This is a genomic window from Vibrio sp. MMH1-50 (assembly GCF_022347645.1).
GTDB lineage: Bacteria > Pseudomonadota > Gammaproteobacteria > Enterobacterales > Vibrionaceae > Vibrio > Vibrio harveyi.
Window position 1 is genome coordinate 139,397 of the sequence record NZ_JAKRGG010000001.1, and the last position, 14,049, is coordinate 153,445.

The following is a 14,049-nucleotide window of genomic DNA, read 5'->3' on the forward strand; positions in this document are numbered from 1 at the left end:
CACAAGAATTATTATGCAACGTCTACAATTTATATGGCAACTTTCTCGAACTAACAAAAGAATTGTTAGTGTATTGATCGATATCATATTGATATCTATGGCTTTTCATTTGGCAATCTTAGTTCGTTCTGGAGCAACCAATTATTTTACTTATCCCGCTGTCTGGGGTATTCAAATTGCAGTGACAATAGTCACAATTGCTGTATTCGCTCGATTAGGACTCTATAGAGCCGTTCTCCGTTATCTTACTTTTCAGGCTTTATTTGTTGTGACTGCCGGGGCTGTAATTTCTGCTACGCTCGTAGCTGCCCTTAGTTTCTACATGAGTGACCCGTTTCCTAGGACAGTTCCTATTATCTACGGTGCATTTCTTGCTCTTTTTTGTGGTGGTCCTCGCGTTATTGTCCGATCTTTGATCGCCCAAAGCTATTCAACGCAGAGTAAAGAGGTTCTCATTTATGGTGCAGGATCTGGCGGTCGACAATTGGCGATGGCATTAAGAAGCAGTGGAGACTATCGCGTAAGAGCATTTATTGATGGTGACTCAACTCTTTGTAATACTATGATCTTGGGGTTGCCTGTTATTGCTATTGAAGATGCAATGCCCCTCATAAATAAATATGATGTTTCTCAAGTATTACTGGCGGTGCCAAGTGCTAAGCGTTCACGCCGTAAGGTCATTCTGGACGAATTAGCTAAGTTACCTGTTGAAGTACTCACGGTCCCAGATATGACAGATATTGTCTCCGGGAAAGCAAAAATTGATGAGCTTAAGGATGTCGCAATTGAGGACTTACTAGGGCGTGACCCAGTAGCGCCTCAACAAGTGTTGTTAGAAGCTAATATCAAAGACAAAGTGGTTATGGTGACAGGTGCCGGTGGTTCTATTGGCTCTGAATTGTGTCGTCAAATTGTGGAACAGTCACCTAAGTCTATTATTTTATTTGAATTGTCTGAGTTTGGTCTATATCAAATTGATCGCGAACTAAATCAACTTAAGATAGAAAAAGGGCTCGCTTGCGACATTATTCCTCTGTTGGGTTCTGTTCAGCGTCAACATCGTCTAGAAACGACAATGTCTTCTTTTAAGGTTCAAACGGTATATCACGCAGCAGCATATAAACACGTTCCATTAGTCGAATTTAACGTAATTGAAGGTGTGCGTAATAATATTTATGGGACTTATTATACTGCGTGCGCGGCGATTAAAGCCGGCGTTGAATCATTTGTATTAATCTCTACGGATAAAGCTGTCCGCCCTACTAACGTAATGGGCACAACCAAACGAATGGCAGAACTTGGTCTGCAGGCACTTGCTGATCAAGAAAATGCAAAACCAAATGGTACTCGATTTTGCATGGTACGATTTGGCAATGTTCTTGGCTCTTCTGGCTCCGTTATTCCTGTATTTAAAAAACAAATTGCATCAGGTGGACCAGTAACCGTAACTCACCCAGAGATCACTCGTTTCTTCATGACCATTCCTGAAGCTGCGCAGCTAGTTATTCAAGCTGGAGCAATGGGCAAAGGTGGAGATGTATTTGTTTTAGACATGGGTGAGTCAGTAAAAATTACAGACTTAGCATGTAATCTCATTCAACTATCCGGTCTTGAAGTTAAATCCGAAGCTAATCCTCATGGTGATATTGAGATTCAATTTTCTGGACTTCGACCTGGTGAGAAACTGTATGAAGAGTTGCTTATTGGCGACAATGTCAGACAAACAGCGCATGAGCGAATAATGACCGCACATGAGGTTCATTTACCTTTAAAAGAGTACGAACTACTGTTGAACGATCTCGATTTCGCCTGCCATAGTATGGATCACGAAAACATTCGTACATTACTATTGAGTGCTCCAACAGGCTTTAATCCTACAGATGGTATTGGCGACTTAGTTTGGAACCATAACCAATCTGAAGTTGATTATTCAGGCTCTATAAAATTTATGAGTCAATCTTGAACTCTGAACTTAGGTAAGTTTTTTGAACAATTAAATAGAATTTAAGGACAGCCGAGTTTCTTCTGTTAGGTTATTCTACTTATTATGGAGGTCGTTGTCCTCGCTCATTTTTTTGCATTTTGGTATCCTCTGCCAAAAATAAATGAAGGATTAATCCATGAAAATCGCAGTTGCTGGGACCGGCTATGTTGGGCTTTCTAACGCTATGCTGTTAGCTCAGAATCACGAGGTGGTCGCTTTAGATATTATTTCTGAGAAGGTTGATTTACTGAACGAACATAAGTCGCCGATTGTTGATACCGAAATTGAACATTTTTTGGTGCACAAAGAGCTAAACTTTTTGGCAACAACGGATAGGCAGAGAGCTTACCAAAACGCAGAATACGTTGTTATTGCAACTCCTACAGATTACGATCCACAAACTAATTACTTTAATACATCTTCTGTTGAAGCGGTGATTAAAGATGTTATGTCAATTAACCCTGAAGCCGTAATGGTGATTAAGTCAACTGTACCTGTTGGCTATACAGCTCGAATCAAAGAAGAGTTGGGTTGTGAGAACGTAATTTTTTCTCCAGAGTTTCTTCGAGAAGGCAAAGCGCTTTACGATAATCTTCACCCATCTCGTATCATTGTGGGTGAACGCAGTGAACGTGCGGAAGTATTTGCTAGCTTGCTGGTGGAAGGGGCAGTAAAAGACGATATTCAAGTTCTATTTACTGACTCTACAGAAGCCGAAGCAGTAAAACTTTTTTCAAACACCTATCTTGCAATGCGTGTTGCGTACTTTAATGAGCTAGATTCTTACGTAGAAGCTCATGGCTTGGATGCTCGTCAAATCATTGAAGGTGTTGGCTTAGATCCTCGTATCGGTAATCATTACAACAATCCATCATTTGGTTACGGTGGTTACTGTTTACCAAAAGACACTAAACAGCTTTTAGCCAACTACCAAGATGTACCAAACAACATCATTGGTGCGATTGTTGATGCTAACCGCACTCGTAAAGATTTTGTGGCTGAAGCTATTCTTAAGCGCGAACCAAAAGTTGTCGGTATTTATCGTTTAATCATGAAGGCGGGATCGGATAACTTCCGCGCTTCTTCTATTCAAGGCATTATGAAGCGTATCAAGGCGAAAGGTGTTGAGGTCGTAGTTTACGAACCCGTGCTCAAAGAAGAAGATTTCTTTAACTCTCGAGTGATTAAAGATCTGAATGAGTTCAAACAAAGTGCGGATGTGATTGTTTCTAACCGAATGGTGGAAGAGTTAGCCGACGTAGCGGATAAAGTTTACACGCGCGATCTATTTGGTAGTGACTAACCTCACACTTGATTACGTTAAGCCAGTCTTATTTGACTGGCTTTTGTTTCTTTAGGAATCGGTTAATTATGAAATATTTAGTAACTGGTGCTGCTGGTTTTATTGGTAGTGCAACAGCGGAGAAGCTTAATGCTGCAGGGCATGAAGTTGTGGGTATCGATAATCTAAATGATTACTACGATGTGAATCTAAAACATGCTCGACTCGCTCGTATTGAACATCCACTGTTCAAATTTGTAAGTGTGGATATTGCAGATCGTGGAGCGATGGAGCAGTTGTTTGCAACTGAGAAGTTTGATCGCGTTATCCACTTAGCTGCCCAAGCTGGAGTTCGTTATTCACTAGAAAACCCACACGCTTATGCGGACTCAAACTTGGTAGGGCACCTCAATATTCTTGAGGGATGCCGTCAAAACAAAGTCAGCCATCTAGTCTATGCATCTTCGAGCTCTGTGTATGGGCTAAATGCAAAAGTTCCTTTTGCCACTTCAGATAGTGTTGATCATCCAGTATCACTTTATGCAGCAACGAAAAAGTCTAATGAGTTAATGGCTCATAGCTATTCTCATCTGTATGATATCCCAACAACAGGTTTGCGCTTTTTCACTGTGTATGGTTCTTGGGGCCGTCCGGACATGGCTCCATTTATTTTTACTAAGAAAATTCTTGATGGCGATACCATTGACATCAACAATAATGGTGACATGTGGAGAGACTTCACCCATGTAGATGATATTGTTGAGGGTGTAGTTCGTATTGCAGACGTCTTACCAGCTCGAAATGAAAGCTGGACTGTAGAGTCTGGAACTCCAGCAAGCAGCTCAGCTCCATATTCGGTTTATAACATTGGTCATGGCTCTCCTATCAACTTGATGGACTTCGTTAAAGCGATTGAAGATGAGCTTGGTATTGAAGCGAAGAAAAACTTCCGCGAAATGCAGCCTGGGGATGTTTATCAAACTTATGCTGATACAGAAGATCTATTTACCGCTACTGGTTACAAGCCAAGAGTAACAGTTAAAGAAGGCGTTGCAGAGTTTGTTTCTTGGTATAAAGAATTCTACAACAAGTAATACAAAACGAGGCGAAAGCCTCGTTTTTATGTCTAGCTAGGTATAAATCACAATGATTAAAAAATGTCTTTTTCCTGCAGCGGGTTACGGTACTCGTTTCCTACCTGCAACAAAATCTATGCCGAAAGAAATGATGCCGGTTGTCAACAAACCATTGATTGAATATGGTGTTGAAGAAGCTATTGAAGCTGGCATGAATGGCATGTGCATTGTCACCGGTCGTGGCAAACACTCTTTGATGGACCACTTCGATAAAAACTATGAGTTGGAACATCAAATTTCAGGAACAAGCAAAGAAGCACTGTTGGACGATATCCGTTCTTTGATTGATTCAGCGAGTTACACATACATCCGTCAACGTGAGATGAAAGGTCTTGGTCATGCTATCTTGACTGGTCGTGAGTTGGTGGGTGATGAGCCATTTGCTGTTGTACTAGCAGATGACCTTTGTGTGAATGAAGAGCAGGGCGTATTAGCGCAAATGGTTGAGCTGTACAAGCAGTTCCGTTGCTCTATCGTTGCGGTTCAAGAAGTTCCAGAAACTGAAACCCATAAATATGGTGTGATTGCTGGAGAGATGATCAAAGATGATATCTTCCGTATTGACAGCATGGTAGAGAAGCCAGAACCAGGCACAGCACCAAGTAATTTAGCAATTATTGGTCGCTATATCTTAACGCCAGATATTTTTGAGCTTATCGAAAACACAGAACCAGGCAAAGGTGGAGAAATCCAAATCACTGATGCATTGATGCAACAAGCGCAATCTGGCTGTGTTATTGCTTACAAATTTAAAGGTCAACGTTTTGACTGCGGCAGTGTAGAAGGTTACATCGAGGCGACAAACTACTGCTACGAGAACCTATACAAAAAAGCGTCTAGTGCTGAGCTTGCTAAAACACCAACCGTAAAGGTTGCTGAACCAGCATAGTTGTTCAGGCTCGTTACCAATGTGCTTTAACATGGCTTTCTGACGTACAAAGCTTAGTTAAAGCACGTTGATATTCAAATTCTTATGCTGTTTTAACTCATTAACAATAAGTAAGAACTAGGTTGTATCGTTCTAATGTCGGCTGATATTAGTTTAATAAGTCACTTCAATTCCCTCTGCTTCCAACTTCTCTCCTAACTCTTTTTTTGCTTCTTTCTCTCCATGTATCAAATGCACGGCTTTTGGTTGTGTTGGAATCCCAGTAACAAACTTCAATAAATCGCTTTGGTCTGCATGTGCAGAATATCCAGAGATGGTATGGATCTGTGCGTTGGCTTCGATTGGTTGGTTATCGATATCCACCGTGTGGCTGCCTGATTGGATTTCTCGACCTAAGGTTCCTTGCGCTTGATAGCCCGCAAACAGCACATCATTTTTTTCGTCTGGTAAGAGTGCTTTTAAGTAATTGACGATTCTTCCTCCTTCGCACATACCGGATGCCGCGACGACAATCGCAGGCTCATCAGTGGAGGTTAGTCGATTCACTAATGCTTGATGTTCTCGATGGCTTTCCACAGTAATGCATTGTTCAAAAGCGAGGGGATGACGATGATTGTTGAGCTTTTTCTTTGCTTCTTTTCCCCATAGTTTTTTGAAACGGCGGTAGGTCTTCGTAACTCTTTTCGCAAGCGGTGAGTCTAGGATAATTGGCAAAGAAGACGACAAGTCGCGTTGGTGAATCAGCTGTTCAATATCGAATAACAGTTCCTGTGTACGTCCTACGCTGAAAGCTGGGATCAGAATGACACCACCGTCTTGCAGTGCGTGATCGATAATGGTGTTCAAGCGCTCAGTTCGAGTTGCAATGTCTTCATGCTCTTTGCTGCCGTATGTGGACTCGATGAACAAATAGTCGGCACGCTTTGGCGGCTTTGGATCGGGTAAGAGCGGGGTATTGGACGGACCTAGATCGCCGGAAAACACGATGATTTCATGATTGGGGAGTTTGAATTCCACGTAAGCAGAACCAAGAATGTGCCCTGCTGGTTGAAAGCGCAGGTAACATTGTTTACCAAGTGGCAGCCATTGTTGGTAGTCATGGGGTCTCAGCTGTTTTTTAATAACGTTGAGGACTTGCTGACGCTGATGGTAGCTCAAACCCAATTGCAGCTTTAATCCATCTTCTAGCATGAGCGGTACTAGTTCGGCTGTTGCTTTGGTGCAGTAAATGGGACCTTTAAATCCAGCAGCCAGTAACCAAGGTAGGCGTCCAATGTGGTCAATATGAGCATGAGTCAGGACTAATGCTTTGATGTGTTTAACCGGAAACTCAATATCCAGTGATGTCTTGCGATTACCAAAATGGATGTCTTTGCCTTGAAAGAGTCCGCAATCGATCAAGATGCTGCCGTGTGGCAGTTTCAATTCATGACAAGAGCCAGTGACGGTATGTTTCCCACCATGGTGAATCACACTGGCGATGTCTGATATCGGTGTTGTCATGTCGACTGTTCCTCCTTGAACAAGCATAGGTCAATACTAAATCTTGAGGGCAGGGTAAGTGAATAGAGTTCGTTGGTTGGATGGAATTGAGTGGGAATAATCGGAAGTGCGATTAGGTTCTTTGTTTTGATGTAAGGCGTTTTTCGTTACTTAACTTTGGGTTTGACACATGCGGTTAGTAGATTCCTGATGTCGCTTAGGCTCCTCGGAATGACGGGATTCTTATAGGTTATGTCTGTTGTTTTGTTGGTTTGATATGGGTGTGTGCGGTTAGTAGATTCCTGATGTCGCTTAGGCTCCTCGGAATGACGGGATTTTTATAGGTTATGTCTGTTGTTTTGCTGGTTTGATTTGGGGGCGTGCGGTTAGTAGATTCCTGATGTCGCTTAGGCTCCTCGGAATGACGGGGTTCTTATAGGTTATGTCTGTTGTTTTGTTGGTTTGATTTGGGGGCGTGCGGTTAGTAGATTCCTGATGTCGCTTAGGCTCCTCGGAATGACGGGATTCTTATAGGTTATGTCTGTTGTTTTGTTGGTTTGATTTGGGTGCGTGCGGTTAGTAGATTCCTAATGTCGTTGAGCTCCTCGGAATGACGGGATTCTTATAGGTTGTGTTTGTTGTTTTGCTGGTTTGATTTGGGTGTGTGCGGTTAGTAGATTCCTGATGTCGCTTAGGCTCCTCGGAATGACAAAATTCATTAGATCGTAGGCAAACAAAAAGGGATGCGTGATGCATCCCTTTGTTATTTCAGCTTAATAAAAAGCGAAATTAAGCTTTAGCTGCTGCCGCTGCTTTAGCGATAGCTACGAAGCTCTTAGCGTCTAGAGAAGCGCCGCCAACTAGAGCACCGTCGATGTCTGGTTGTGAGAAGTAAGCTTCAGCGTTTTCTGGCTTAACAGAACCGCCGTATTGGATGATTACTTGTGCTGCAACTGCTTCGTCTTTCGCTGCGATTAGTGCGCGGATAGAAGCGTGGATGCGTTGTGCATCTTCAGCTGTTGCTGCTTTACCAGTACCGATAGCCCAGATTGGTTCGTAAGCGATGATTGCGCCGTTTAGAGCTTCAACACCGTAAGTGTCGATAACTGCGTTGATTTGACGTGCACATACTGCTTCAGTTTCGCCAGCTTCGTTTTGAGCTTCAGATTCACCGATACAGAAAACAGGCGTTAGACCGTTTTCTTTTAGGAAGTTGAATTTCTTAGCGATGAACTCGTCAGATTCGTTGTGGTATTCACGACGCTCTGAGTGACCGATGATGATGTGAGAAGCACCGAAGTCTTTCAGCATTTCTGGAGACATGTCGCCAGTGAAAGCACCGCTGTTGTTTAGGTCAGTGTTTTGTGCACCTAGGATAACTTTGTTACCGCCTTCAGCGATTACGCGCTCAGCTAGATCGATGTAAAGAGCTGGTGGAGCTACTGCTACGTCAACACCTTCAACGCCTTCAAGTTCAGCGTTAATACCAGTTAGCAGCTCAGTTACCATTGCTTTGCTACCGTTTAGTTTCCAGTTACCCATCACTACAGGACGACGCATAGGAATATCTCCCTTATCTTTAATGTAAATAGTCTATTAATGTAAAAAATCTACGTAGGAATATAACAGAATAATGTGAACAGATCATGATTGGCGTCATGTCTTATTCGGCTTTCTTCATCTGGTCGGTGCTGCATTAGTTCTGTTATTTTTGTCAAAAGCAATCGATTGGTGATCGCGTAGACAGAATGATAGTCCATTCCTCGGAAAATGCGCCTTAGATTGGTATTACTGTGGGTTAAAAGTTCGCCGTAATAAGAAAGGAATCAAAATGCCAAACTTAGTTTTAGAATATTCCAACTCAGTCGATGAGCGTGTGAATGTTCAGGGATTACTAGAAGATCTACACAAAGTCACCTTGGAGAGTGGTTTGTTCGAGCTTACGTCCGTCAAATCACGTGCGCTTCGTTGCCACAATTGGTTGGTGGGAGAAGAGGGCGATAGTGTTGATTTCATTCACATCAACTTTGATTTGTTGGCAGGTAGAAATGCAGAACAAAAACGCGAGTTATCAAGAGCACTGATGGTTGTTTTACAGGAACAAGCGAGTCATGTTCGTAGCTTAACGGTGAATGTGCGTGATATGGATATTGATTGCTTCCAGAAAGTAGTGAACTAGCTCTATTGCTCGGGTTAAAGTCCAAACTGCCTCATTTAGACATTTAGAGTCGGCAAGCTGAAGGCTCTAAATGTGCAGACCTACAGTTTGAAATCTGGTGATGTTTTCCTCTGGGGGGATGAACTTTTCAAACCATGCTGACTCGGCTAATCTATAGCCTTTCAAAATTAGGGTAAAAGTCGATGTCGATTAAAGAGTTATTGTTTTCTTTCCAAGGGCGTATAGGTCGTAAAACTTACTGGATGTGGAACATCATCTACTACATCCTAATCTTAGGTTTTGGTGCGGGCATCAGTAAGTTGTTCCCAGCATTTTCTTATATTCTTCTGCCTATCTTCTTATTGATTCTTCTGATCCCAGATTTGGCGATAACCACTAAGCGTTGGCATGACCGTAATAAGTCGATTTACTGGCTAGCGTTGAACATCCCATTGATCATTGGTCGAGTTGCCACGCCAATGACTAACCCTGCTGCGCAGGACCCATCTACACCGCAAATGCTGATTGCTTCGGTCTCTCTGCTATGTGGTCTATGGATTCTTGTCGAGTGTGGTTTCTTGAAAGGTTCTACCGGTCAGAACAAATACGGTCCTGAGCCGGAGTAAGGTCTTTAGGTATCGAACTCATTGGAGGTAGATTCTTAGTCTCGCTGAGGCTCGCTAGAATGACGGATTCCTTTTATTTAAGAGAGACTTAAAGTAACTATGAGAGGGCGTTCTTTCTAAGGACTCGTACTTGCTGAAAGTAGATTCTTAGTTTCGCTGAGGCTCAATAGAATGACGGATTCCTTTATTTAAGAGTGACTTAAAGTAACTGTGAGAGGGTGTTCTTTCTAAGGTATCGTACTTGCTGAAAGTCGATTCTTAGTCTCGCTGAGGCTCGCTAGAATGACGGATTCCTTTATTTAAGAGTGGCTTAAAGTAACTATGAGAGGGCGTTCTTTCTAAGGTATTGTATTTGCTGAAAGTAGATTCTTAGCCTCGCTGAAGCTCGCTAGAATGACTGATTCCTTTATTTAAGAGTGACTTAAAGTAACTACGAGAGGGTGTTCTTTCTAAAGCCTCGTATTTGCTGAAAGTAGATTCTTAGTCTCGCTGAGGCTCGCTAGAATGACGGATTCCTTTATTTAAGAGTGACTTAAAGTAATTATGAGACGGTGTTCTTTCTAAGGTCTCGTACTTGCTGAAAGTAGATTCTTAGTTTCGCTGAGGCTCGCTAGAATGACGGATTCCCTCTATTTAATAGTGACTTAAAGTAACTGTGAGAGGGTGTTCTTTCTAAGGTCTCGTACTTGCTGAAAGTCGATTCTTAGTCTCGCTGAGGCTCGCTAGAATGACGGATTCCTTTATTTAAGAGTGGCTTAAAGTAACTATGAGAGGGTGTTCTTTCTAAGGTGTTGTACTTGCTGAAAGTAGATTCTTAGTCTCCCTGAAGCTCGCTAGAATGACGGATTCCTTTATTTAAGAGTGACTTAAAGTAACTATGCGAGGGTGTTCTTTCTAAGGTATTGTATTTGCTGAAAGTAGATTCTTAGTTTCGCTGAGGCTCGCTAGAATGACGGATTCCTTTTATTTAATAGCAAGTTAAATTAACTGTCATTCTGAACAGCGAGGGACGAGCGTGATTCAGAATCTACTCACCGAGTGCTCCGAGTTTGCAGTAAACGACCGAGCTAGTGAATTACAATGGAAAAGCAACCACAGATCATTAAGGAGAATGAACCATCGACAAGGTACCTTGCGTTTACATCCTAACTTCAAAAAATAACTCAGTTCTCTACATTGGTGTTACCAGCCAACTAGCCCAAAGAATATGGCAGCATAAAAACGGAGTCGTTGAGGGTTTTACCAAGAAATATCACGTTCACAAGCTCGTTTACTTTGAGCTGTTTGAAGATATGGCAACTGCCATAAACCGAGAAAAGCAGCTTAAGCAATGGAAGCGTAAGTGGAAGCTGGAGTTAGTTAGAGAAACGAATCCTGACTTTCTCGATTTATCCAACGAGTTTTAGTAAAAATCATCCCTATCTTTAAACGCTTTCAACTCAACCACATCGGCTTTTTTAGTTGGGGCGGTTTCCCCTTGTAATGCCTCTCTGAATTTCACGACCTGTTTCTGCAGCTCGTTCATCAATACGACATTAGTGTGATTGGGATTCTTGCAGTTATGAATAACTCTATCTATGTGACTTTGCTGTGCCCACAATCGTGGTTGCATCTGCTCTGAAGCACCTTCAATCATTTCTTTCGCCATATCGTGACGAAATTGCTCAAAGGCTTCGGGGTCGCGTTCTGCCATTTTTACCATTTCATCGAATGAGGGCAAAACTTGAGGTGTATAACTGTTCGGCATAGCCGCTCCAAATCCATTGGATGTTGCTCCTAGTTACTAAAAGCTTAATCTACATGGAGGATGAGAGCGGATGAATTGCGTCATAGTCTCATTTATAAGAGAGTATGTTCATAATAGCGGTTGGTTTGATCGAAGATTTATTGCTGGATTCGGTACACGCAGCGACGTTGACCACTGATGATGTGCTCATCTCGTTCGATTTTGGTTTCACTACCTAAAAGTGATTGGAAGACATTGAGTTCAGATTGGCACAAACTTGGGCAGCGAGTGGCTGCTTTGCAAATAGGGCAGTGATTTTCGATGAGAATAAACCCATGTTCATCTTTCTCTAGTTCTGCCATGTAGCCTTCTTGCTCACGCAGAGTAACAAGTGTCTGTAACTTGCTTTCCAGAGAGTCGCACTGCTCAAGGTGTTGCTGGTAGTTTTGTAGGGTGAGTTTCTCGCGCTCAGACGTGACTTTCTCCAACCCGTCTTTACCGAAGATGTGCTCTACCGCTTCAATAAACTGAATGGTCAGTTCGCCGTGGCGATCAGCAAATTGCTCATGACCTTTTTGTGTAAGGGACCAATGACGAGTTGGGCGCCCAACTTTGACTTTCACATCATGGATCGACAGGATGCCGTCATCTTCTAAACCTTGTAGATGCTGACGCGCACCCATGGTTGTCATACCCAGTTCAGAAGAGAGTTGTTTCGCAGTGACAGAGCCATCACGCTTAACGATTTGCAAAATCCTATCTACGGTCTTCATATACCCACCATCTATACATCAGTACATATTATGCTCGATAGGGTTAGTAAAGAAAAGTGTTGACTTAATTTGTGTGTAGATTTGTTGGGTATATGTCGTCATTCTGAACATCGAGGAACAAGTGTGATTCAGAATCTATTATCCGTTTGTGCTGTGATTTAAGGTGAATGAGGAAGAGTTTGGCGGCGCTGTTACTAGCTCCTTAGTCTCGCTTGAGCTCGCTAGGATGACGAACTCTTTCGGTTTATAGCTTGTTAAAGTAATCGTCATTCTAAACAGCAAGGAACGAGTGTGATTCAGAATCTATCATCCGTTTGTGCTGTGATTTAAGGTGAATGAAGAAGAGTTTGGGGCGCTGTTACTAGATCCTTAGTCTCGCTTGAGCTCGCTAGGATGACGAACTCTTTTGGTTTATAGCTTGTTAAAGTAGTCGTCATTCTGAACAACGAGGAACAAGTGTGATTCAGAATCTATTGTCCGTTTGTGCTGTGATTTAAGGTGAATGAGGAAGAGTTTGGGGGCGCTGTTACTCGATCCTTAGTCTCGCTTGAGCTCGCTAGGATGACAAACTCCTTTGGTTTATAGCTTGTTAAAGTAATCGTCATTCTGAACATCGAGGAACAAGTGTGATTCAGAATCTATTATCCGTTTGTGCTGTGATTTGAGGTGAATGAAGAAGAGTTTGGGGGCGCTGTTACTCGATCCTTAGTCTCGCTAGGATGACGAACTCTTTTGGTTTATAGCTTGTTAAAGTAGTCGTCATTCTGAACACCGAGGAACGAGTGTGATTCAGAATTTATTGTCCTTTGATTCTGTGGTCTGGAGGAGGAATAAAGGCTAAGAGCTTGCTGGAATTATATTCTCAGTCTCGCGATTAAAAACGAAGTTTAAATGACTTACCAGAAAAGAAAGGCTCCAACTCAGGGGGAGTGGGAGCCTCGAATACTGCTTAAAGAATGATATCGCGCACTTCAGGGTCTTTACGCTCTAGGTAGTGCGTAGACTTGATGCGGCGAATAGTACGGCAGCGACCGCGAATCAATAGGGTTTCTGTTGTTGCGATGTTACCTTGACGAGAGATACCTTCCAGTAGGTCACCCTTGGTAATACCCGTTGCAGAGAATACTACGTTGTCGCTGCGTGCCATGTCTTCCATCTTTAGAACCACGTTCGCTTGAACGCCCATCTCTTCACAGCGTTGAAGTTCAGCAGCGCCGTAGATGCGGTTTTCTTCAGTATCGCCTTTTACTTCGTGACGAGGAAGAAGACGACCATGCATGTCACCGTCTAGTGCGCGAATCACTGCTGCCGATACTACGCCTTCTGGAGCACCGCCGATGCAGTACATCACGTCTACTTCGCTATCTGGCATACAAGTTAGGATCGAAGCGGCTACATCACCGTCTGGCACTGCGAACACACGAACGCCCATTGCTTGCATCTCTGCGATCACTTCGTCGTGACGTGGCTTAGCAAGCGTAATCACAACAAGCGTATCGAGAGTCTTGTTCAGTGCTTTAGCAACGTTTTCTAGGTTTTCTTTTAGAGGTTTACCTAAGTCGATAACGCCTTTTGCACCAGGACCAACAACCAATTTTTCCATGTACATGTCCGGCGCTTTAAGGAAGCTGCCTTTCTCACCGGCTGCTAGCACTGCCAATGCGTTAGATTGCCCCATTGCCGTCATACGTGTGCCTTCAATCGGGTCAACGGCGATATCTACTTCATCACCACCGATGCCCACTTGTTCACCAATGTATAGCATTGGCGCATCATCGATTTCGCCTTCACCAATAACGATTTCACCACTGATGTCTGTTTTGTTCAGCAAGGTGCGCATAACTTCAACAGCAGCACCGTCCGCTGCGTTTTTGTCGCCACGACCAAGCCATTTATAGCCAGCCAGAGCGGCACCTTCAGTAACACGGGAAAATGCCATTGCTAAATCGCGTTTCATGATGTCTCCAAGTAACAAGAGGGAAGAAGAATTTGC

12 protein-coding genes are annotated in these 14,049 nt (G+C 43.0%); 7 read left to right on the forward strand and 5 right to left on the reverse strand.

The window, feature by feature from the left end; genetic code table 11:
- Positions 1 to 13 precede the first annotated feature (13 nt).
- The 4 genes from MHO32_RS00635 (at position 14) to galU (ending at position 5,291) form a co-directional block, all read left to right on the forward strand.
- The gene (locus MHO32_RS00635) at positions 14 to 1,963 is read left to right on the forward strand and encodes a polysaccharide biosynthesis protein (protein WP_239210514.1); all 1,950 of its coding nucleotides are present in this window, start codon (positions 14 to 16) and stop codon (positions 1,961 to 1,963) included.
- A gap of 157 nt (positions 1,964 to 2,120) precedes the next feature.
- A complete protein-coding gene (locus MHO32_RS00640; RefSeq protein ID WP_239210515.1) occupies positions 2,121 to 3,287 on the forward strand; it encodes a nucleotide sugar dehydrogenase in 1,167 nt (388 codons plus the stop codon).
- Between the two features lie 68 nt (positions 3,288 to 3,355).
- Positions 3,356 to 4,360: an NAD-dependent epimerase gene (locus MHO32_RS00645; protein WP_239210516.1), complete on the forward strand. Its 1,005-nt coding sequence runs from the start codon at positions 3,356 to 3,358 to the stop codon at positions 4,358 to 4,360.
- A 52-nt stretch (positions 4,361 to 4,412) separates the two neighbouring features.
- A complete protein-coding gene (galU, locus tag MHO32_RS00650) occupies positions 4,413 to 5,291 on the forward strand; it encodes a UTP--glucose-1-phosphate uridylyltransferase GalU (protein WP_025503949.1) in 879 nt (292 codons plus the stop codon).
- A 153-nt stretch (positions 5,292 to 5,444) separates the two neighbouring features.
- On the opposite strand, the gene MHO32_RS00655 is transcribed toward galU, so the two are convergent.
- Both MHO32_RS00655 and tpiA read right to left on the reverse strand, forming a co-directional pair.
- A complete protein-coding gene (locus tag MHO32_RS00655; protein WP_239210517.1) occupies positions 5,445 to 6,794 on the reverse strand; it encodes an MBL fold metallo-hydrolase RNA specificity domain-containing protein in 1,350 nt (449 codons plus the stop codon).
- A 768-nt stretch (positions 6,795 to 7,562) separates the two neighbouring features.
- A complete protein-coding gene (tpiA, locus tag MHO32_RS00660) occupies positions 7,563 to 8,333 on the reverse strand; it encodes a triose-phosphate isomerase (RefSeq protein ID WP_005428123.1) in 771 nt (256 codons plus the stop codon).
- A 271-nt stretch (positions 8,334 to 8,604) separates the two neighbouring features.
- Between tpiA and MHO32_RS00665 the strand changes: the two genes are divergently transcribed.
- The 3 genes from MHO32_RS00665 to MHO32_RS00675 all read left to right on the forward strand — a co-directional run bounded on the left by MHO32_RS00665 (position 8,605) and on the right by MHO32_RS00675 (position 10,963).
- Entirely contained in the window at positions 8,605 to 8,952 is a 348-nt protein-coding gene (locus MHO32_RS00665) for a 5-carboxymethyl-2-hydroxymuconate Delta-isomerase (RefSeq protein WP_239210518.1), read from the forward strand.
- 182 nt (positions 8,953 to 9,134) lie between these two features.
- On the forward strand, positions 9,135 to 9,557 hold the full coding sequence (locus tag MHO32_RS00670; RefSeq protein ID WP_239210519.1) for a DUF805 domain-containing protein: 423 nt from the start codon (positions 9,135 to 9,137) through the stop codon (positions 9,555 to 9,557).
- Positions 9,558 to 10,699: 1,142 nt separating this feature from the next.
- Positions 10,700 to 10,963: a GIY-YIG nuclease family protein gene (locus MHO32_RS00675; RefSeq protein WP_409438383.1), complete on the forward strand. Its 264-nt coding sequence runs from the start codon at positions 10,700 to 10,702 to the stop codon at positions 10,961 to 10,963.
- On the opposite strand, the gene MHO32_RS00680 is transcribed toward MHO32_RS00675, so the two are convergent.
- From MHO32_RS00680 to glpX, 3 genes are all read right to left on the reverse strand, one after another.
- A complete protein-coding gene (locus MHO32_RS00680) occupies positions 10,960 to 11,304 on the reverse strand; it encodes a DUF3135 domain-containing protein (protein WP_172580337.1) in 345 nt (114 codons plus the stop codon). The genes MHO32_RS00675 and MHO32_RS00680 overlap by 4 nt on opposite strands.
- Positions 11,305 to 11,441: 137 nt before the next feature.
- Positions 11,442 to 12,056, reverse strand: coding sequence for a helix-turn-helix transcriptional regulator (locus MHO32_RS00685; protein ID WP_005446749.1), 615 nt, complete (start codon positions 12,054 to 12,056; stop codon positions 11,442 to 11,444).
- Between the two features lie 949 nt (positions 12,057 to 13,005).
- On the reverse strand, positions 13,006 to 14,013 hold the full coding sequence (gene glpX, locus MHO32_RS00690) for a class II fructose-bisphosphatase (RefSeq protein ID WP_005450587.1): 1,008 nt from the start codon (positions 14,011 to 14,013) through the stop codon (positions 13,006 to 13,008).
- Positions 14,014 to 14,049 lie beyond the last annotated feature (36 nt).

What these genes read in the sequence shown, in the direction of transcription:
- MHO32_RS00645 (WP_239210516.1), top strand. Translation starts at nt 3,356, where the DNA reads ATGAAATATTTAGTAACTGGTGCTGCTGGTTTTATTGGTAGTGCAACA.
- MHO32_RS00655 (WP_239210517.1), bottom strand. Translation starts at nt 6,794, where the DNA reads ATGACAACACCGATATCAGACATCGCCAGTGTGATTCACCATGGTGGG.
- tpiA (WP_005428123.1), bottom strand. Translation starts at nt 8,333, where the DNA reads ATGCGTCGTCCTGTAGTGATGGGTAACTGGAAACTAAACGGTAGCAAA.
- MHO32_RS00670 (WP_239210519.1), top strand. Translation starts at nt 9,135, where the DNA reads ATGTCGATTAAAGAGTTATTGTTTTCTTTCCAAGGGCGTATAGGTCGT.
- galU (WP_025503949.1), top strand. Translation starts at nt 4,413, where the DNA reads ATGATTAAAAAATGTCTTTTTCCTGCAGCGGGTTACGGTACTCGTTTC.
- MHO32_RS00640 (WP_239210515.1), top strand. Translation starts at nt 2,121, where the DNA reads ATGAAAATCGCAGTTGCTGGGACCGGCTATGTTGGGCTTTCTAACGCT.
- MHO32_RS00665 (WP_239210518.1), top strand. Translation starts at nt 8,605, where the DNA reads ATGCCAAACTTAGTTTTAGAATATTCCAACTCAGTCGATGAGCGTGTG.
- MHO32_RS00685 (WP_005446749.1), bottom strand. Translation starts at nt 12,056, where the DNA reads ATGAAGACCGTAGATAGGATTTTGCAAATCGTTAAGCGTGATGGCTCT.
- MHO32_RS00635 (WP_239210514.1), top strand. Translation starts at nt 14, where the DNA reads ATGCAACGTCTACAATTTATATGGCAACTTTCTCGAACTAACAAAAGA.
- MHO32_RS00680 (WP_172580337.1), bottom strand. Translation starts at nt 11,304, where the DNA reads ATGCCGAACAGTTATACACCTCAAGTTTTGCCCTCATTCGATGAAATG.
- glpX (WP_005450587.1), bottom strand. Translation starts at nt 14,013, where the DNA reads ATGAAACGCGATTTAGCAATGGCATTTTCCCGTGTTACTGAAGGTGCC.